Raw genomic sequence first — 18,681 nt, forward strand, 5'->3', positions numbered from 1 at the left:
GGCCTAGGCGGCGCCCACCGTCATCTCCGGCACCAGGATCGTCGGCGCGTCCATGCCGCGCCTCAGTTGCAGGTCGGACCCGGGCTCCAGCGTCGCGAACATGTCGACGAGGTTCGACGCGATCGTGATCTCGGACACGGGCTCGGCGATCTCGCCGCCGCGCACCATGAAGCCGACCGCGCCGCGGCTATAGTCGCCAGTGACTCCGTTGACGCCCTGGCCGATCAGCTCGACGATCAGTACGGCTTCGGGGAATGCCGCCAAAAGGTCCGCTCGGCTGCGTTGGCCGGCCTGCATCCAGAGGTTGCTGGGCGCGGCACCCGGCGCTCCGCCCGCCGAGCGCACCGCGTGCCCGGTCGGCGCGATTGCGAGCTGCCGGGCCGACGCGCTTTCCGCGATCCACCCGGTGAGCGCGCCGTCCGCCACCAGCTCGCGCCGCTCGACGCGGACGCCCTCGTCGTCGAACGGCCGGGAGCGCAGGCCGCGCGGGCGCAGCGGATCGTCGACGATCGTGACCCCGCGCCCGAAAACCTGGCCGTTCAGCCGGTCCTGCAGGAAGCTCGTCTTGCGCGCCACCGACTGCGCGTTGATCGCCGATGCGAAATGGCCGAGCAGCGATGCCGACACGCGCGGGTCGAACAGGACCGGATAGCGTCCGGGCCGCGGCCGCGCCGGGTTCAGCCGCGCCACCGCCCGCTCTCCCGCGCGACGTCCGATCTCGCGAGCGCTTTCGACGTCCTCGAAATGCCGTGCGCCGTGCCACTCGTGATCGCGCTGCATGCCCGATCCTTCGCCGGCGATCGCGGACGCCGAGCAACTGTAGCTCGTGGTCCGATAGGCGCCCGCGAACCCACTCGACGTCGCCAGGGCAAGGATGGTTGCAGACGTACTCGCGTCCGCGCCGCTCGAATTGGTCACGCCGGCGATGGCGAGCGCCGCCGCCTCCGCCTCCAGCGCCAGCGCCTTGAGGCGCGCCGGCCCCGGATCGGTCGTGTCCGCTCCGTCGATGAACGGCGCGCGCCGCCGTTCCAGCATCTCCTTCGGCGCAAGCCCGGCATAGGGATCTTCCGGCGCCTCCCGAGCCATGGCGAGGCAGCGCTCGACCAGCGTGGCCAGCGTGTCCTCCGACAGGTCGGAAGAGGCCACGGTCGCGGAACGCTGGTCGGCGAACAGCCGCAAACCCATCTGCTCGCCTTCGGAACGGTCGACGCCTTCGAGCTTGCCGAGCCGAACGTCGACGCTGGTGGATTCCCCGCCGACATAGACTGCATCGGCGGCGCTTGCGCCTGCGTCGAGCCCCCGCTGCACGAGCGACTCGGCAATGGCGCGGGCGCGGTCGGGGTCCAGCATCGCGCAGCTGCTAGCGCGAGGAGAGGCCGACGACCAGCATCGCGAGGAAGACGAGGAATCCGCAGGTCCGGTTCGACCGGAACAGCTTGAGCGCCAGCGCGCCGTCCGCCGGGTCCGCTCGAAGGGCCTGGTTCGCCAGATGGAGCGCCGCCGGCACAAGCGTTGCGACCGCCAGCCAGTCGGGCCTCACCGACCAGATCGTCGCTCCCCAGAGCAGCAGTGCGGCAGCGTAGAACAGTCCGACGCCGAGCACCGCCTTGTCGCCCATCCGCCGCGCCGATGACTTGACGCCGACCAGCGCGTCGTCCTCGATATCCTGGATCGCATAGAGTGTGTCGTAGCCGACCACCCAGGCGATGCTGCCGAACCAGAGCAGCAGCGCAGTCCAGGCCAGGCTCCCCGTCACGGCCGGCCAGCCCACGAGTGCTCCCCACGAAAAGACCAGCCCGAGCCACGCCTGCGGCCACCACGTGATCCGTTTCATGAAAGGGTAAGCGGCGACCGGTGCGACGCTGACGGCGGCGACGATCGCGGCCGTCAGGTTGAGTTGCAGCAGGACGATCAGTCCGATCAGGCACAGGCCGGCGATCAGCAACCACGCGGATTCGATCGATGCGCGCCCGCTTGCCAGCGGTCGCAACCGCGTCCGCTCCACCTTCCGGTCGAGATCCCGGTCGACGATGTCGTTGTAAACGCACCCTGCGCTTCGCATCGCGAATGCGCCGAGGCCCAGCCACAGGAACAGGCCCCATCGCCCGCCGACGCCCGCAAGCGCAACGCTCCACGCGCATGGCCAGTAGAGCAGCCAGCTCCCGATCGGCCGATCGAGCCGCATCAGCGACGCAAACGGCCGCAATCGCGGCGGCAATGCGCCGATGAGGCCTACGCGCTCGCTGTCGGGAACAATGTCGGCGGAGGCGGTCACGCTTCGCCCTACCGTCATTCCCGCAAAAGCGGGACCCTCAGCGAACGACGATGATGCCTTTCATCCCAAAGACGGAATGGAGCGTGTGGCTGCACTTCAGCGGATATTGCCCGGCCGCGGGGGTCAGTGAGAGAGTCACCGCCTGGTGGCCCGGAACTTCGACCCGGCCGGCCTGGACGTAGCGAGCCGAACCGGGATCGACGCGCGAAGCGGCGAAGAACTCGGGAGCGGTTAAGCTGTGGCCGCCGGACGAATCGTTTCTGAGCTGCAGCACGACGGGCGTGTTCGCCCGCAACTCGAGTTGAGCCGGCGCGAACTTGAAGTTGGACATTTCGACGACCCGGGTCGCGGGCTGGGCGGCGAGCGGACTCGCGATCGCAACGATCACGAGCAATGCAGAGAGTGGGCGCATGGGCCACCTCGATTCCTGGCGGACAGTATACACCATAGCAGAGATCGGGGGGAACGCCTAAGCCCGTGCGATGCCCGCAACCCCTGCCTGGCCGCCGAAAAGCCTGCCGCGCCTGTTCGTCCGCCCGCCGCTGGGCGAGGGCGCCGCCATCGAGCTCGACGCAAGGCAGGCCAATTATCTCGGCAACGTGCTTCGGATGGGCGAGGCCGCCGAGCTCCTGCTGTTCGATGGCGCATCCGGCGAATGGCTCGCCCGGGTCGCTGAGGCCGGCAAGAAGCGGATGACGCTTACGGTCGAGCGCCGCACCCGCGAGGCCGAGAGCATCCCGGACGTGTGGCTGGCCTTTGCGCCGGTCAAACGGGCGCAGACCGACTGGCTGGTCGAGAAGGCGACCGAGCTCGGCGTCGCTCGGTTGTTGCCCGTGATGACGGAGCGGACTGTCGCCGAGCGTGTCCGCCTCGACCGGCTCGAAGCCATCGCGACCGAAGCCGCCGAGCAATGTGGCCGTACGCTGCTCCCGGGCATTGCCGAGCCGCAACCGCTGCAGCGCTTCCTCGCCGCCCGCGATGTGGCGCGAACGCTCTACTTCGCGGACGAGATCCGCGACGGTGAGCCGGCGGCGACGGCATTCAAAGCCGGCCCGGCGCTGATCCTGACCGGCCCCGAGGGGGGCTTCACCGACAGCGAGCGCACCGCGATCCGCACTGCGGCCAACGCCGTCCCCGTCTCCCTCGGCCCACGAATCCTGCGTGCCGAGACGGCGGCGCTCGCCGCGGTTGCTGTTTACATGGCTGTAACCGGCGACTGGCGCTGACCGCGCGGCGCGGCTACGGCGCCGCCGATGACGACGCGAACCGACGAGGAAGCGAAAAGCCCGCTGATCGAAAGCCGCGAGGACCTTCTTGCGACCTTTTCGGGCGGTGAGAAGCCCCGCGAGAATTGGCGCATCGGTACCGAGCACGAAAAGTTCGTTTACCGCACCGCGGACCATCGCGCCCCGAGCTACGACGAGCCCGGCGGCATCCGAGATCTTTTGAACGGCCTCACTGAATTCGGCTGGGAGCCGATCCTCGAGAACGGAAACGTCATTGCCTTGAAGGGCGCTGACGGCAACATCAGCCTGGAGCCCGCGGGCCAGTTCGAGCTGAGCGGCGCTGCGCTCGAAAACCTCCACCTCACCTGCGCGGAGGCCGCCCGCCACCTCGAGCAATGCAAGACCGTCGGCGAGCGCCTTGGTCTCAGCTTCCTCGGCCTCGGCATGTGGCCGGACAAGGCCCGCGCCGACCTGCCGCGAATGCCCAAGGGCCGCTACGCGATCATGCTGGGCTACATGCCGAAGGTCGGCAGCCTCGGGCTCGACATGATGCTGCGCACCTGCACCATCCAGACCAACCTCGATTATTCGAGCGAAGCCGACATGGTGAAGAAGTTTCGCGTCGGCCTGGCGCTGCAGCCGGTCGCCACCGCGCTGTTCGCGAACTCGCCCTTCACCGAAGGCAAGCCGAATGGCTTCAAGAGCTTTCGAAGCCATATCTGGGAAGACACGGATCCCGACCGCACGGGCATGTTGCCCTTCGTGTTCGAGGATGGGTTCGGGTATGAACGCTACTGCGACTACGCGCTCGATGTGCCGATGTACTTCGTCTATCGCGACGGCAGATATATCGACGTCGCCGGGCGGAGCTTTCGCGATTTCCTCGACGGCCGCCTCACCGAACTCCCGGGCCAGAAGCCGCTGGTAAGCGACTGGGTCGACCATCTCTCGACCGCCTTTCCCGAAGTCCGCCTCAAGAGCTTTCTCGAGATGCGCGGCGCCGACGGCGGCCGCTGGGGCAAGATCTGCGCTTTGCCGGCGCTATGGGTAGGGCTGCTCTATGACGACCAGTCCCTCGACGCAGCGTGGGACCTGGTGAAGCACTGGACCATCGAGCAGCGCGAGGCCCTCCGCCATCAAGTCCCGCGCCAGGGTCTCGACGGAGTCACTCCCGACGGCGAGCCGATGCGCGACTTTGCCGCCCGCGTCCTCGATATCGCCGCCGCCGGCCTGACCCGCCGCGCGCGGCTTAACAGCGCCGGCGACAATGAGGGCGGTTTCCTCGACCCGTTGCGCGAAGTCGTCGCGACGGGCATCACTCCCGCCGACCGCCTTCTGGCGAAATTTCATGGCGAGTGGCGGGGCGACCTCAGCCACATCTACGAGGAGTTCAGCTTCTGATGGACATGCCCCTCTCCACCGCGCGCCGTACCCTCTACCCCGCGATCGAGCCCTATCGCACCGGCCAGATCGATGTCGGCGACGGCCACCGCCTCTACTGGGAACTCTCCGGCAATCCGGACGGCAAGCCGGTCGTCTTCCTCCATGGCGGGCCGGGCGGCGGCTCAAGCCCGGACCACCGCCGGCAGTTCAATCCTGACAAGTACAAGATCCTCGTCTTCGACCAGCGCGGCTGCGGCAAGTCGACGCCTTATGCCTCGCTCGACCACAACACGACCTGGGACCTGGTCGAGGACATCGAGAAGCTCCGGACGGAAGTCTCGCAAGTCGACAAATGGCAGGTCTTCGGCGGGAGCTGGGGATCGACGCTGGCGCTCGCCTATGCCGTAACCCACCCGGAGCGGGTCACCGAGCTGGTCCTTCGCGGCATCTTCCTGTTCGACCAGTATGAGATCGACTGGATGTACAAGGCGGGCGGTGCTTCGCAGGTGTATCCCGACAAGTTTGCTGAATTCCTCGCGCCGATCCCCGACGCCGAGCGCAGCGACCTCGTCGAGGCTTATCGCAAGCGCCTGACCGGCGACGACAAGGACGAGCGGCTCCGCGCCGCCCAGGCCTGGAGCAAGTGGGAAGGCGACATCGTCACCCTGCTGCCGAGCGAAGCGACCATCGAGCATTTCACCTCCCCCGACGTCGCCGTCGCCGTCGCCCGGATCGAGAACCACTACATGGCCAACCACGGCTGGCTCGAGGAAGGCCAGCTGCTTCGCGGCGCCGCCGAGAAATTGCGGGGCATTCCCGGCGTCATCGTCCAGGGCCGGCACGATACCTGCACGCCGCCGATGGCCGCCTGGAAGCTCAAGCAGGCCTGGCCCGAGGTCGAGCTCAACATCACGCCCGACGCCGGCCATCTCTTCAACGAGCCCGGCAACCTCGACGGCCTGGTGCGCGCGACCGACAAGTTCGCCGACCGTTAGGACGGGCCTGAAGGTTTCTAACGCGCCCCGCTTCGCCTAAGGCGCAGCGCGATGCATTTCCTCGACCAGGCTAAGATCTTCGTCCGTTCCGGCGCCGGCGGCCCCGGTGCCGTAAGCTTCCGGCGCGAGAAGTTCGTCGAGTTCGGCGGCCCGGACGGCGGCGACGGCGGCAAGGGCGGCGATGTCGTGTTCGAGGCGGTGCCGGGCCTCAATACCCTGATCGACTTTCGCTACACCCAGCATTTCCGGGCGCCGCGAGGGAAGGGCGGCTCCGGCTCCAACCGCACCGGAGCGGGCGGGGCCGACCTCGTGATCAAGGTGCCCGTCGGAACGCAGATCCTCGCCGACGACGAGGAGCGGACTTTGCTCGCCGACCTCACCGAGGAAGGGCAGCGCCTCGTCTTCCTCGAAGGCGGCATGGGAGGGCGCGGCAACGCCAGCTACAAGACCTCGACCAACCGCGCGCCCCGCCAGCACCAGACCGGGATCCCCGGCGAGGAAATGTACGTCTGGCTGCGGCTGAAGCTGCTCGCCGACGTCGGCCTCGTCGGGCTTCCGAACGCCGGCAAGTCGACCTTCCTCAATTCGGTCACGAACGCCGGCGCCAAGGTCGGCGACTATCCCTTCACGACCTTGCGCCCGCAGCTCGGCGTTGTCCGCCACAAGGGCCGCGAGTTCGTGATCGCCGACATCCCCGGCCTGATCGAGGGCGCGGCGGAGGGGGCCGGCATCGGCGACCGCTTCCTCGGCCACGTCGAGCGGACGCGCGTGCTTCTCCACCTGATCGACGGTTCGGCCGAAGACCCGGTCGACAGCTGGGGCGTCGTTCGCGGCGAGCTGGAGGATTATGGCGCCGGCCTCGACGAGAAGATGGAGGTCATCGCGCTGACCAAGTCCGACCTTCTCGACGACAAGGCGCGAGCGAAGCTCGTCAAGGCGCTGGAGAAGGCGACCGGCGCCAGGGTCTACCCGATCTCAGCGCCGCTCGACGAGGGCGTCGACGGCCTGCTCGACGCCATCATCGAGCGCCTGGGCGACGCCGCCGCCGAGACCGAGGAGGATTCGACGACCCAGAAGGCCTGGACTCCGCTGTGATCCTCGCGATCACCGGCGGCACCGGCTTCGTCGGCTCGCATTTGCTCGACGCGGCGCTTGGCGCCGGTCACGAGGTCAAGGCGCTCACCCGCCGCGAACAGCCGGAGCGCCAGGGCGTCACCTGGATTGCCGGCAGCCTCGAGGACCGCGAGGCCGTCCGCCGCCTGGTCATCCATGCGGACGCTGTCATCCACGTCGCCGGAGTGATCAACGCGCCCGACGCCGCCGGCTTCGACCAGGGCAATGTCGCGGGAACCCTGGCGATGCTCGCCGCGGCGACCGCGGCCGGCATCCACCGCTTCGTCCACGTCTCGTCACTGGCGGCGCGCGAGCCCCGATTGTCGCTCTATGGCGCCTCCAAGGCTCGCGCCGAAGAACTGGTCCAGCGCTTCGGCCTGGACTGGGCGATCGTCCGGCCGCCCGCGGTCTACGGTCCCGGCGACAGGGAGACGCTCGACCTGTTCAAGATGGCCAAGGCCGGCATGCTGCTGATGCCGCCTGCGGGCCGCCTGTCGCTGATCCACGTCGACGATCTTGCGCAACTCCTGCTCACGCTGGTGGGAGAGGTGCCCGCCAATATCGTCATCGAAGCCGACGACGGCCGCCCGACCGGCTGGAGCCACCGCGAGTTCGGGCGGGCGCTCGGCCTCGCCGTCGGCACGCGGCCGCTGATCATGTCGTCGCCAGCCCTCTTCCTTCGCCTCGCCGCCAGGGCCGACCAGCTCTTCCGCCGCCATCGCGCCAAGCTTACCGCTGACCGCGCCGCCTACTTTTCGCACCGTGACTGGGTCGTCGACCCGAAGCTCGGAGCGCCCGCGGACCTCTGGCGTCCCCAGATCGACACGCTGAAAGGCCTCTCGGACACGGCATCCTGGTACCGCATGAACGGCTGGCTCTAGGCGCTCACGCGTGGCGCCCGGGTCAGTGGCACAGCCGGTTCTTCGCCCCCGGGCGGTCGGGGCAATCCCCAGTCCTCGGGCCGCGAAGGAATTTGCTGTCCTACAGGCGGCCTTTCATGCTCTGTCCGACGGATGATGCTGGACCGCACAGATGCCGCGAAGTGGTCGAAGTGGCGGACCCCCCGGTTTCAAGCGATCGAACGTGACTATTGTGACCTTCGTCCGGCGCCACGCAGGAGCCTGCGGATTACTGGCAGAGCGTCGGTTGCGAGGGCCCCTGCTCCGCCGCGAAGCAGCCGCTCGTCGCGGCGTCCGCGCGTGCATTCGTGCGTGTCACCATGAATACGAGCGCCGCCGCTGCGGCTACCACGACCGCGGCCGTCATCTTCCCCCGCATGACCAATCCCTTTGTTTTGCTGGCCGAATATGTGCGCCCGAAGAGTTAACGGCAGCTTTCGACGGCGGTGGGTCATCGCCTTTACGGCGCTGTTGCTGCTTGTCCTTGGCGTCGCCGGCTATGGTTATGCCGAGGCGACGCGCGCTCCGGTTGTCCGGCGAGCGACCTTCACGCTGCCTGACCTGCCTCCCGGCACTGCGCCGATCCGCATCCTCCTGATGGCGGACATGCATGCCCAGGGGCCGGACATGCCGACGGCCCGGCTCGAGCGCATCGTCGGGCAGGCCAACGCGCTCCATCCGGACATCATCGTGCTTGCCGGCGACTTCATCGGCAACAATGTCGTCGCGACCCGGCGCTATGACGAGGCGGCGGCAATTGCTCCGCTTGCCGGTCTTAGAGCGAAGGAGGGCGTGTTCGCGGTCCTTGGCAATAACGACCGGCCGGACGGTGCCGCGGCGATGGCGGCGCTCAGGGCGGCGGGCATCAATGTTCTCGAGAAACGAGCCGTGCAGTTGGGGCCGATCGTGCTAGGCGGCTTGCGGACGCGGTTCGGAAGTACGGTCCGCCGCATCCTGGCGCGGTCGGGAGCGCGGATCGTGATCTCCCATTCGCCGGACGGCTTTGCCAGCCTGCCTCCGGGCATCGACCTGATGCTGGCCGGTCATACCCACTGCGGCCAGATCGTCCTGCCACTCGTCGGGCCGCTGGCGACCGGGTCCGAGTTCGGCAGTCGCTACCTGTGCGGCGTGACCGTCGAAAACGGGCGCGCGCTCGTCGTGACGGGCGGCCTCGGCACGAGCCAGGTGCCGTTCCGCATCGGCGCGCCTCCCGACATGTGGCTGATCGAGTTGCGGCCGCGGCCGCCACAGGCCTTGCCGACACTGGTTCGGCGCGGCTAGACGGGCGCCCGGCGTCTCGCGCCGCGGGTGTAGCTCAATGGTAGAGCAGAAGCCTTCCAAGCTTACGACGAGGGTTCGATTCCCTTCACCCGCTCCAATCAGGGACCTGCCGGGGGCAGGTTCCTGATTGGAGCGCCCGCAGCGAAGCGAAGGGGCGACGGACCTGCCGGGGGCAGGTTCCTGACTGGAGCGCCCGCAGCGAAGCGAAGGGGAGCCAGCTCGCGCTGCAATCGCGTTGACAGGCCGCACCCATCCCGCCATTTGGCGCGCCTGCCCACACCTGGAGAGGTGGCCGAGTGGTTAAAGGCAGCAGACTGTAAATCTGCCCGCGCAAGCGTACGCTGGTTCGAATCCAGCCCTCTCCACCATTGCCGCGCGCAGGCAGTCCCGGGGACTGGCGAGCACGGCATCGCGCACCCAGTCCGGGGGACTGGCGAGCACGGCAATCGCGCTAACTCTATTCCTCTGTCCGCATCAGCACGGTCTCGCCGATCAGCAGGAACAGCAGGAAGGGAGCCCATGCGGCGATCATTGGCGGGTATGTGCCGACATTGCCCATCGCCAGGCTGAAATTGTCGGCGACGAAATAGGCAAAGCCAAGCGCCATGCCGACGCAGGCCCGGACCAGGACCTGCCCTGAACGTGCCAGACCGAAGGCGGCGATCGCGGCAAGCAGCGGCATCAGCAGAGTCGAGAGCGGGCCGGAGATCTTGTGAGCCAGTCCCGACTTGGCTTCGTCGGTCGGCCGCCCGGCGCGCTCCAGCTCGCCGATCCGCTGCTTGAGGGTGAAATAATCGAGCTCGGTCGGGTCGACCTTCGCCAAGGTGAGCTGCTCGCCGGTCACGCCCTCAAGGCCGATGAGCTCCGGCTTGCGGGCGACGACATTCATGTTCGCATCGTAGACGCGGACGGCCTTCAACAGCCAGTTGGGCGATCCCGGTATGGGAGTTGCGTGGTCGGCACTGATGACCCGGTCCAGGACCCCGCCGGTACGGTCATAGATGCGAAGGTTGTCGATGCGGGTGCCGTCGCCGGAGCCGGTGACTTGCCCGGCGCGGATCAGGTCGTCTCCGTTCATCAGCCAGACGTTGGCGGCAATCCCGCTTTCCGGCGGGATCGGCTTGTAGTCGTTGTCGCTCCAGGCGGTGACGATGCGCGTGTTGCGGACGACGACCGTTTCGTTGAAGACGAACAGGGCGCCGGCGATGAAGATGCTGGCGATGATGAGCGGCGCGAGCATCTGGTGCGCCGAGATTCCAGCCGCCTTCATTGCGACCACCTCGCTGTGCTGGTTGAGCCCGACGAAGGCGACCAGGGTGCCGAGGAGGACGGCGAAGGGCAGGAAGCGCGAAATCAGGAGCGGGATGCGAAGCCCGACATATTGCCACAGCTGGGCATCGCCGTTTCCGGGAGCGGCCAGGATCTTGCCGGATTCCCCGAGAAGGTCGAGAGTCATCAGGATCAGCACGAGGGTCACCAGCACGGCGAGGCTGCGCGTCAGGAACAGCCGCACCGTGTAGGCCGCAAGCCGCGGCGACGGGAAAAGTCGAAGGCTGATCATGCCGCCCGAGCCTTCGGGAACAGGGAGCGGATCGACCGCCACGCCCTGGCGGCGCCGCGCTCGAGAGCGCCGATCGGCTGTCCGCCCGGCTTGTGGGCGAGGACGTGGTACATCCAGAAAATCAGGCCTGCGAGCACCACCAGGGGCACCCACAAGGCGATAATGGGTTCGATCCGGCCCTGGGCGCCGGCCTGCTCGGCATATTGGTTGACCTTGTGGTAGGCGACCACGATCACGATGCCGAGGAAGATGCCAAGCGAGGAGGAGCTTCGCTTCGGCGGCACGGCGAGAGCGACGGCAAGCAGCGGCAGCATCAGCATCATGATGACCTCGACCAGCCGGAAATTGAGCGTCGCCTGGGCCCCGAGCCTTTGGCGAGGGTCGGCAGTGCCGCCGCGGTAGCCCATCCGGAACAGCTCGTGGAGGTAGAATTCGTCGAAGTCGGGGCCACCGCGGCGGCGGAACTGGTCGATCGCGGGCAGGTTGATCGGCAGGTCGTAGAGGCGGGTCGACAGGGTGCGCGGAGTCCTGAACTTCGGCGAATCCTGGATCATGCGGACGTTGATGAGCCGAAATACGATGGTGTTGGGATCGTCGCCCGACAGAAAGCGCCCCTGGTCAGCCGTCGCCGCGACGCTCATCCCGGACTTGTCGTCCATCTGGATAAAGATGCCCTGCAGCTGCGTACCCTTCTTCTCGCTGCGGTCGATGCGCAGGGTCAGATGGTGGCCGAGCTGGTTGAATTCGCCGACATTGATCGCGGCCCCCAGCGCCCCTGACTTGAGGTCAAAGCGCAGCCCCTCGTAGCGATAGTGCGACCACGGCTGGAGATAGCCGACGATGAACAGGTTGAGGATCATCAGCGGCACCGCGAAGGCGTAGGGGATGCGAAGCAGCCGGCCGTAGCCGACTCCGATGCCGCGGAGAGCATCGAGCTCTGACGACAGGGCCAGCTTGCGGAAGGCGAGCAGGATGCCGAGCATCAATCCGATCGGGATGCCGAGCGAAAGATATTCGGGGAGGAGGTTGGCAAGCATCCTCCAGACCACGCTGACCGGCCCGCCGGCGTCGACGACGTACTGGAAAAGACGGAGCATCTTGTCGAGGACGAGCAGCATCGCCGCAAGCACCAGCGAGCCGAACAGGGGCACCGCTATGGAGCGGGCTAGGTAGCGGTCAATGAGCGGCAACCGGAGCAATTCGGTCGTTCCAACACCATGATTTGGCCGCAAAGGCGACAGAGATAGGCAGCAAGGACGGGTGCAGCCGAGGGGAACCGGCGGCATCCGCTCGATGCCTATAGCGAAGCGATCTGCGAAATCATGCCGAAAACTTGCCAAGTCCGAAACCGGCGTTCCTCCGGCAGCGAGGGCTGATGGCGCGCGCCCGGATTGCTCTCCTGTCCAATCCCAAGTCGACGGGGAACCTCGCGCAGCTTCCCCGGATGCGGGCGTTTTGCGCCGAGCATCCCGACATCTTCCATTATGAGGTCGAACACGCCAACCAGGTCGGCGAGGCATTGCGCACCATTGCCCAGGTGCGGCCGAAGGTGCTCGTCATCAACGGCGGCGACGGCACCGTCCAGGCGGCTCTGACCGAGCTCTACAACGGCGGCCACTTCGGTGACGAGCCACCCCCGGTCGCGGTCCTTCCGAGCGGCAAGACCAATCTCATTGCGCTCGACCTCGGCGCCCAGGGCGACCCGATCGAGGCGCTGGAACGGCTGATGGCGATCGCGCATGGCGACATTTCGCCCTACGTCGTGCCGCGCGAACTGATCGCGCTTCGCCGGCGCGCGGAGGACAAGCCGGTCATCGGCATGTTCCTGGGTGGCGCCGGGCTTGCCGACACGATGCTTTACTGCCGTGACAAGATCTATCCGCTCGGCCTTCCCAACGGGCTCGCACATGCGCTGACTGCGGTTGCGCTGGTGGCCAAGCTGCTGCTTCGGATCAAGGGAAGCTTCCTGCCGCCCGATCCGAGGCCGTTGAATGTCTCGCTACGCGAGCAGGAGAACCGCCTCACGGGCAAGTTCTCGCTTCTTGCCGTGACGACGCTGGAGAAGCTGCTGCTGTCGAGCGAGATCGGAAGCAAGCGCAAGGGTGTCCTGAAGCTGCTCGCCGTCGAGGAGAAGCCGGCGACCCTGATCCGGGCATTCGCTGCGAGCCTTGCCGGCAGGATCGGCCGGTCCAATGTCCGCGGAGTCCATTACGAAGAAGCCGACGAGATCACGATCGAGGGCGAAAGCTCCAACGTGATCCTCGACGGCGAGACGTTCCGGGCCGAGGCTGGCAGCCCGATCCACCTGCGCCCGGCCGAGCCGCTCGCTTTCGTCAAGCTGGCCGCGTAAGCGCCACCCTATGCCTGGCCTGCGCGAGCTCGTCGCCGAGGAGCTGATGCTGCCCGTCGATCCGCGCGTCGCCGCGATGGCCGCAGCGATTGCGGAGAAGCACGGGAAGGCGAGCCAGGCCGTGCTGTTCTACGGCTCCTGCCTGCGCCAGCGCGAACTCGCCGGGCTGATGCTCGATTTCTACCTGATCGTTTCCGATTACCGGGCAGCTTACACGAGCCGGTGGCTGGCGGTCGCGAACCGCCTGATCCCACCCAACGTCTTCTATTTCGAGCATGGCGGCCTGGTGTCCAAATATGCCGTGCTCAGCGAAGCGGATTTTGCCCACGAATGCTCGCGCGACGCGTGGACGGTTTCTACCGCGGCTCGCTTCGCTCAGCCGTCGCGCCTGGTGTGGAGCAAGGACGAGGCGGCGCGGGTACGGGTGATCGAAACCGTGTCGCAGGCTACGCCGAGTCTGCTCGGCTGGGCGGTTCCGGCGTCCGGAAAGCTATCCGCCATCGATCTGTGGAAACGCGCATTCGCCCTGACGTTCGGAGCCGAGCTTCGGGCCGAGCGGAGCGACCGATCGGCGATGATCGTCGATGCCGATCCCCAGCGGTATGAACGGTTCGCCGCGGCGGCCAGCAGTCCTGGCCCGACGCGCGATGAGCGCTGGTGGCGGGGGAAGCAGCGGCATGGGAAAATCTATTCGGTGGCGCGCCTCGCCAAGGCCAGTTTCACGTTCGCCGGAGGAGCCGATTACATCGCCTGGAAGATCAACCGCCACGCGGGAACCGCAATCGCGCTCAAGCCCTGGCAGCGGCGACACCCGCTGCTTGCCGCGATTACCCTTTTGCCGCGGCTGCTGAGCTCGGGCGCGGTTCGCTGACAATCCGCGTAAGCGCGCCGGAGACGGCGCTTGCAAGCGCGCTGACCGTGAAGGGCTTGCGGAGCAATTCGTAGCCGCGCAGGTCGTCGCTTTCGCCGTCGCCGACATAACCGGTGACGAACAGTACCGAGAAGGGCCTCGAGTGCGTGGCCTTGAGATGCCGGATGAGCTCCGGACCGGTCATTTCCGGCATGATGACGTCGCTGATGACGAGGTCGAACTCGTTGGCTTCGAACAGCTCGATCGCCTCGGCGCCTCCCGCGCAGGCGATCGGCTCGTAGTCGAGATCCTCAAGCGCGCTGACGGTCGCCGACCGGACCCGGGCGTCATCCTCGACGACCAGGATGCGGGCGCCGGGAACGTGAAGCTCCGGCTCGGCTCGCGTCGCAGCGGGATGAATCCGCACTGGCGCGGCCGGCACCTCGGTTCGCGGCAAGTAGATCGAGACCGTCGTGCCTTCGCCGACCGTGCTGTCGATCCCCACCTCGCCGCCCGACTGGTGCGCGAAGCCGAAAATCTGGCTGAGGCCGAGGCCGGTGCCTTTGCCGACCGGCTTGGTCGTAAAGAAGGGTTCGAACGCGCGCTCCAGGACGTCTTTGGGCATTCCGCAGCCGCTGTCGGCAACGCTGACCCGGACATAATCGCCGGCGCGGATGTCCCCGATCTCGTTAGCAGCGAGCTTGACGTTGGACGTCGTCACCGTGAGCACGCCTTGCCCTTCCATCGCGTCCCGGGCGTTGACGGCAAGGTTGACGATCGCATTCTCGAGCTGGTGGGGATCGACATCGATCGCCCAGGCGTCGGGCGCAAGATCGACCTCGATCCGGATCCGCTCGCCGAGTGTCCGGTCGAGGAGGTCGGACATTCCGGCGATCAGCTCGTTGCTATCGACACGTTCGGGCAGCAGCGGCTCGGAGCGGGCGAAGGACAGCAGGCGCCGGGTCAGCGCCGCCGCGCGGGTGGCGCCCTCCATGGCGTTATGCAGATGCGTCAGAACCTCGCGCCGGGGGCCGTTCAGCCGGCGTTGGGCGAGGTCGATGCCGCCGACCACGACGGCGAGCATGTTGTTGAAGTCGTGGGCGATGCCGCCGGTCAGCTGGCCCACCGCTTCCATCTTCTGGACCTGGCGTAGCTGGGCCTCGGCCGCGTGCCGTTCCTCCGCTTCCGCCTTCAGCGCCAGGTTTGCATCCCATAGCTCCTGCGTCCGCTCGCGTACGGCCTGCTCCAGGGTTTCGGCGCGTTCGGCCTCGGATTCGGCCTGCCTCCGCGCGGCGGCGTTCTGGCGGAGCGCCTGGACGGCGACGACGCCGAGGAAGACCGCGCCGGCGCCGACGAGAATGCCCAGCCAACTCAAATAGTCGGTGAACTGGTCGGCCTGGTCGGTGAAGAACTCGCTTTGCTCCTGCCGCGTGCGCAGGGAATCGCGCTCGACGGCGATGATCTGGTCGAGGGTCTTGTCGAGCTCGGTTCCGGTCGGGAGCTTGCCGGCGCTGTAGAAGTAGTTGATGCCCGACTGATCCTTCTCGAGCGCGGCGGCCTGCGCGGCGAGCGCGAGCTGGGCGCCGCGCTTGGCGTAGAGCGCCTGCAGCCGGGCAACCAGCGCCTGTTGCTCGGGCTCTCCGCTGACCAGAGAACGCAGCTGCTCGATCTGGTAACCGGCCAGCTGCCAGTCGTTGTAGTAGATCTCGCCGGTCGCGTCCTTCTGGTCGAGGACGAAGCGGGCGAGCGTGGACTCGGCGCGCGAGATGTTCGAGCTGACGTTGCGGACGACGAGGGCGACGTCATAGGTGTGCCGCTCCGCCGACAGCGCCCGCTCGCGCGAGCCGTTCGACAGGGCGACGAGGACCACCATGGTCATCAGGACCAGGGCTGCGATCAGGCCGACGGCGGCGGCACCGCCGCGCCTCCAGTCGATCCTCAGGTCCTCCCCGTCCCCAAACATGCCGTAGTGTAGCCCTGTCGACTGTCCGACGGAAGTCAAAGCTGCCCTAATTCACTCCGCTTATACAGCCGGTTGCACGTCCCGCCGCAGCAAACATGCCAAGAATCTCGCCGACCTGGCCCTCCGAGTGAAGCGCGCAGAGCGAGCAGCGGAGCAGGGTCATGCCCGCGGGCGTCGCCGGTGGCCGTGCGAGATTGACATACAGACCCTCGCGCAGGAGCGCCTCCCACATCGCCGCGCCGGTCTCGAGATCGGGCATGATCACCGCGATGATCGCCGACTGCGGCTCGTCCGTGCCGAGCCGGAATCCGAGCTGGCGAAGGCCGGCGTGCAGGCGCTTGCTATTTTCCCAGAGGTGCGCCCGCTTGTCAGCCGAATCCATCAGCTTGCGAACCGAGGTGGCAGCAGTGGCGACCACCGACGGCGGCAGCGAGGCGGTAAAGACATAAGGGCGGCAGACCAGCCGCAGGATCTCGAACTTGGGATGGTTGGAGACGCAGAAGCCGCCGACGGTGCCGACCGACTTCGAGAAGGTGCCGACGATGAAGTCGACGTCGCCGATCACCCCCTGCGCCTCCGCGACTCCGCGGCCATGCTCGCCGATGAAGCCCATCGAATGGGCTTCGTCGACCAGGACCATTGCCCCGTTGGCCTTGGAAACCGCGACCATCTCCTTCAACGGAGCGATGTCACCGAGCATCGAATAGACGCCTTCGAGCACCACCAGCTTTCCCGCGCCCTCGGGGATGCGTTTCAGCCGCTTTTCGAGCGCCTCCACATCATTGTGGCGGAAGGGGACGATCTGGGCATTGCCGAGCGCGCAGCCGTCGTAGATCGACGCGTGGCTGTCGATGTCGAGAACGATGTAATCGTCCTTGCCGGCGATCGTCGAAATCACCCCGAGGTTCGCCTGGTATCCCGTCGAGAAGACCATTGCATGGTCCATCGCGTAAAAGTCCTTCAGCGCCTGCTCGACCGCGCGGTGGCCGGCGTAGGTGCCGTTGAGGACCCGGCTTCCGGTCGTTCCCGAGCCATAGTCGTCGAGCGCCTTCTTGCCCGCGGCGATGACGTCCGGGTCGAAGGTCATGCCCATGTAATTGTAGGTCCCGAGAAGGATCGTGCGGCGGCCGTTGCAGATGGCGACGGTCGGGCTTTCGACCCGCTCCATCACCAGGTTGAACGGGTCGGCGACGCCGCTGTCGAGAAGTGCGGCGCGCTGTTCGATCAGCGGGTCGAACTTGGCAAAAAGGTCGGTCACTTGCCGGCCGTAAGCCTTTGCAACGCGTCGACGAGCTGGCCGACCGTTTCGATCTCGGCCTGCATGTTCATCGTGATCATCACGTCGAACTCATCCTCGATTGTCGCGACGAAATCGAGGACAGTCAGGCTGTCCCACTCCAGATCCTGCGCGAAGCGGGTCGCGTCCGTGACGGAGGCGCCCTTTTTGTTCAGGGGTTCGATCAGCTGATGGACCTTGGCGGAGATTTGCTGGCGATCTGACATTCGGCGCTCGTTAGTCGGGGAGCCTGCCTTTCGCAACGCAATGGGGCGTCAATGCGGCGCGGCGGCCGTCAGAACTCCGCCGGCTTCGAGGCAAGCTCAACCGCGCTTCGCCACGCGATATAGGCCGAGCCGAGGATTCCGGCGCTGCGCAGCATTCGGCTGGTAAGATGCATCCGGCCAATGCGAGAGGCCTCGTTCGCCTTGCGGATGCCATAGGCGATCCGAAGGAAATAGGCGCGGACGTGGAAGCGCATGTCGGCCCCATAGACGCCGAGGAAGCGGTCGATGCCTTCGGCGCGACGAAGGGTAGGCGTGGTGATGCGCTCGCCGGGGTGCTCGTTCCAGCAGACCAGCGGCTGGTTCACTACGCGATAGGTCTTTCCTGCCCGCACCAGGCGCAGGAACAGGTCCCAGTCGTTGAACACCGGAACGGCCGGGTCGAACCCATCAACGGCCCAGAAGGCCTCCGATCGGATGACGAAGCTGCTGCCGGTCATGTGGACGCGCTGGTTGAGCACCGTCTTCGCGGTCAGGCCGGGGCGCGTGCTCAGTCGCTTGACCGCTGCGCCGGTGTAGCGGCGCTCAATGTCGGCAAGAGCGAAATCGGCGCCGCAGTCGGCCAGAGCGGCCGAACAACGGTCCAGGAACCCCTCCATCCACTCGTCGTCATCGTCGAGAAATGCGATCAGGTCGCCGCTCGCGAGCGACGCTCCGAGGTTGCGCGAGCGGCAGGCGCCCGGCTCGTCGCTGGCGACGTAGCGCAGCGGCGTAGTGGTCGCGCGGCAACGCTCCGCAACGAGCTCGCGGGTTTCGGAACAACCGATGTCGTCGACGATGATGACTTCCCGAGGCGAAGCCGACTGCCGGGCGATGCTGTCGAGCGCGCGCGCAAGCAAGTTTGGGCGCCCGTGGGTGGGCACGATGACGGATACTTCGGAGCGCATGAAGTCAGTCAGTCGGAGCAAGCGGCTTGAGTGCCGCCGGGCAGCGCGTTCTTTCCGGAGTGGCGGCGGTTTCCGGAGGGGCGCTGGGGAGCGAGCACCTGGTCGTAGAGCTCCTCAAGCTTCGCCGCCTGTCGCGTAATGTCGAAATGCTCCTCGACGAACTGGCGGCCGGCCTCACCCATTTCGCGCCTGCGTTCGGGGCTGTCGATCAGCGAGGCAAGCGCGTTGGCGAGTGTTCCGGCATCCTTGTCCGGCACCAGGATGCCGGTCGTCCCGTCGATCATGGCTTCCGGGATCGGGCCCTGATTGAAGGCAACGACAGGCAGCGATCGGCTCTG

Annotated in this window: 18 protein-coding genes and 2 tRNA genes; 10 read left to right on the forward strand and 10 right to left on the reverse strand. The window is 66.9% G+C overall.

Going from position 1 to position 18,681, the window contains the following annotated elements; translation table 11 throughout:
• Positions 1–3 precede the first annotated feature (3 nt).
• Genes JOZ79_RS11190 through JOZ79_RS11200 form a run of 3 tightly spaced genes read right to left on the reverse strand, consistent with a single transcriptional unit; the run spans position 4 to position 2,687 of the window.
• Positions 4–1,350, reverse strand: coding sequence for a TldD/PmbA family protein (locus tag JOZ79_RS11190; RefSeq protein ID WP_294074138.1), 1,347 nt, complete (start codon positions 1,348–1,350; stop codon positions 4–6).
• Positions 1,351–1,360: 10 nt separating this feature from the next.
• Entirely contained in the window at positions 1,361–2,293 is a 933-nt protein-coding gene (ubiA, locus tag JOZ79_RS11195; protein ID WP_294074140.1) for a 4-hydroxybenzoate octaprenyltransferase, read from the reverse strand.
• A gap of 19 nt (positions 2,294–2,312) precedes the next feature.
• Positions 2,313–2,687, reverse strand: a complete 375-nt coding sequence (locus tag JOZ79_RS11200) for a cupredoxin domain-containing protein (protein WP_294074142.1) — start codon at positions 2,685–2,687, stop codon at positions 2,313–2,315.
• Positions 2,688–2,757: 70 nt separating this feature from the next.
• Between JOZ79_RS11200 and JOZ79_RS11205 the strand changes: the two genes are divergently transcribed.
• The 8 genes from JOZ79_RS11205 to JOZ79_RS11240 all read left to right on the forward strand — a co-directional run bounded on the left by JOZ79_RS11205 (position 2,758) and on the right by JOZ79_RS11240 (position 9,540).
• Positions 2,758–3,501: a 16S rRNA (uracil(1498)-N(3))-methyltransferase gene (locus JOZ79_RS11205; protein WP_294074144.1), complete on the forward strand. Its 744-nt coding sequence runs from the start codon at positions 2,758–2,760 to the stop codon at positions 3,499–3,501.
• A 27-nt stretch (positions 3,502–3,528) separates the two neighbouring features.
• On the forward strand, positions 3,529–4,902 hold the full coding sequence (locus tag JOZ79_RS11210) for a glutamate--cysteine ligase (RefSeq protein ID WP_294074146.1): 1,374 nt from the start codon (positions 3,529–3,531) through the stop codon (positions 4,900–4,902).
• Entirely contained in the window at positions 4,902–5,879 is a 978-nt protein-coding gene (pip, locus tag JOZ79_RS11215) for a prolyl aminopeptidase (RefSeq protein WP_294074148.1), read from the forward strand. Before JOZ79_RS11210 ends, pip begins: the two co-directional genes overlap by 1 nt.
• Positions 5,880–5,930: 51 nt before the next feature.
• Positions 5,931–6,974, forward strand: a complete 1,044-nt coding sequence (obgE, locus tag JOZ79_RS11220; RefSeq protein WP_294074150.1) for a GTPase ObgE — start codon at positions 5,931–5,933, stop codon at positions 6,972–6,974.
• Positions 6,971–7,873: an NAD(P)-dependent oxidoreductase gene (locus JOZ79_RS11225; RefSeq protein WP_294074152.1), complete on the forward strand. Its 903-nt coding sequence runs from the start codon at positions 6,971–6,973 to the stop codon at positions 7,871–7,873. The genes obgE and JOZ79_RS11225 overlap by 4 nt, the downstream gene beginning before the upstream one ends.
• Before the next feature lie 489 nt (positions 7,874–8,362).
• A complete protein-coding gene (locus JOZ79_RS11230; RefSeq protein ID WP_294074154.1) occupies positions 8,363–9,172 on the forward strand; it encodes a metallophosphoesterase in 810 nt (269 codons plus the stop codon).
• Positions 9,173–9,195: 23 nt separating this feature from the next.
• Positions 9,196–9,269, forward strand: a tRNA-Gly gene (locus JOZ79_RS11235).
• Between the two features lie 185 nt (positions 9,270–9,454).
• Positions 9,455–9,540 (forward strand) — tRNA-Tyr (locus JOZ79_RS11240).
• An 89-nt stretch (positions 9,541–9,629) separates the two neighbouring features.
• On the opposite strand, the gene lptG is transcribed toward JOZ79_RS11240, so the two are convergent.
• Both lptG and lptF read right to left on the reverse strand, forming a co-directional pair.
• Entirely contained in the window at positions 9,630–10,733 is a 1,104-nt protein-coding gene (lptG, locus tag JOZ79_RS11245; RefSeq protein WP_294074156.1) for an LPS export ABC transporter permease LptG, read from the reverse strand.
• Entirely contained in the window at positions 10,730–11,932 is a 1,203-nt protein-coding gene (gene lptF, locus JOZ79_RS11250) for an LPS export ABC transporter permease LptF (RefSeq protein ID WP_294074158.1), read from the reverse strand. Before lptF ends, lptG begins: the two co-directional genes overlap by 4 nt.
• A gap of 176 nt (positions 11,933–12,108) precedes the next feature.
• Here lptF and JOZ79_RS11255 point away from each other — a divergent pair, with 176 nt between their 5' ends.
• Together JOZ79_RS11255 and JOZ79_RS11260 are read left to right on the forward strand one after the other, a co-directional pair.
• The gene (locus JOZ79_RS11255) at positions 12,109–13,083 is read left to right on the forward strand and encodes a diacylglycerol kinase family protein (RefSeq protein WP_294074159.1); all 975 of its coding nucleotides are present in this window, start codon (positions 12,109–12,111) and stop codon (positions 13,081–13,083) included.
• Between the two features lie 10 nt (positions 13,084–13,093).
• Positions 13,094–13,954, forward strand: a complete 861-nt coding sequence (locus JOZ79_RS11260) for a hypothetical protein (protein WP_294074161.1) — start codon at positions 13,094–13,096, stop codon at positions 13,952–13,954.
• On the opposite strand, the gene JOZ79_RS11265 is transcribed toward JOZ79_RS11260, so the two are convergent.
• From JOZ79_RS11265 to JOZ79_RS11285, 5 genes are all read right to left on the reverse strand, one after another.
• Positions 13,911–15,896 (reverse strand): ATP-binding protein, encoded by a 1,986-nt coding sequence (locus JOZ79_RS11265; protein ID WP_294074163.1) that lies wholly within the window; start codon positions 15,894–15,896, stop codon positions 13,911–13,913. The two genes, JOZ79_RS11260 and JOZ79_RS11265, sit on opposite strands and share 44 nt — an antisense overlap.
• 46 nt (positions 15,897–15,942) lie before the next feature.
• Positions 15,943–17,154, reverse strand: coding sequence for an aminotransferase class I/II-fold pyridoxal phosphate-dependent enzyme (locus tag JOZ79_RS11270; protein WP_294074165.1), 1,212 nt, complete (start codon positions 17,152–17,154; stop codon positions 15,943–15,945).
• Entirely contained in the window at positions 17,151–17,399 is a 249-nt protein-coding gene (locus tag JOZ79_RS11275) for an acyl carrier protein (RefSeq protein ID WP_294074167.1), read from the reverse strand. Before JOZ79_RS11275 ends, JOZ79_RS11270 begins: the two co-directional genes overlap by 4 nt.
• Positions 17,400–17,467: 68 nt before the next feature.
• Positions 17,468–18,364 carry a glycosyltransferase family 2 protein gene (locus JOZ79_RS11280; RefSeq protein WP_294074169.1) on the reverse strand — a complete coding sequence of 299 codons (897 nt, stop codon included), beginning with the start codon at positions 18,362–18,364 and terminating at the stop codon, positions 17,468–17,470.
• On the reverse strand, positions 18,352–18,681 hold a 330-nt coding region (locus JOZ79_RS11285), incomplete at its 5' end, for a glycosyltransferase family 4 protein (RefSeq protein WP_294074171.1). The genes JOZ79_RS11280 and JOZ79_RS11285, both read right to left, overlap by 13 nt.

Origin of the sequence: Sphingomonas sp. (assembly GCF_019242355.1) — a bacterium.
In the GTDB taxonomy this organism is placed as follows: Bacteria; Pseudomonadota; Alphaproteobacteria; order Sphingomonadales; family Sphingomonadaceae; genus Sphingomicrobium.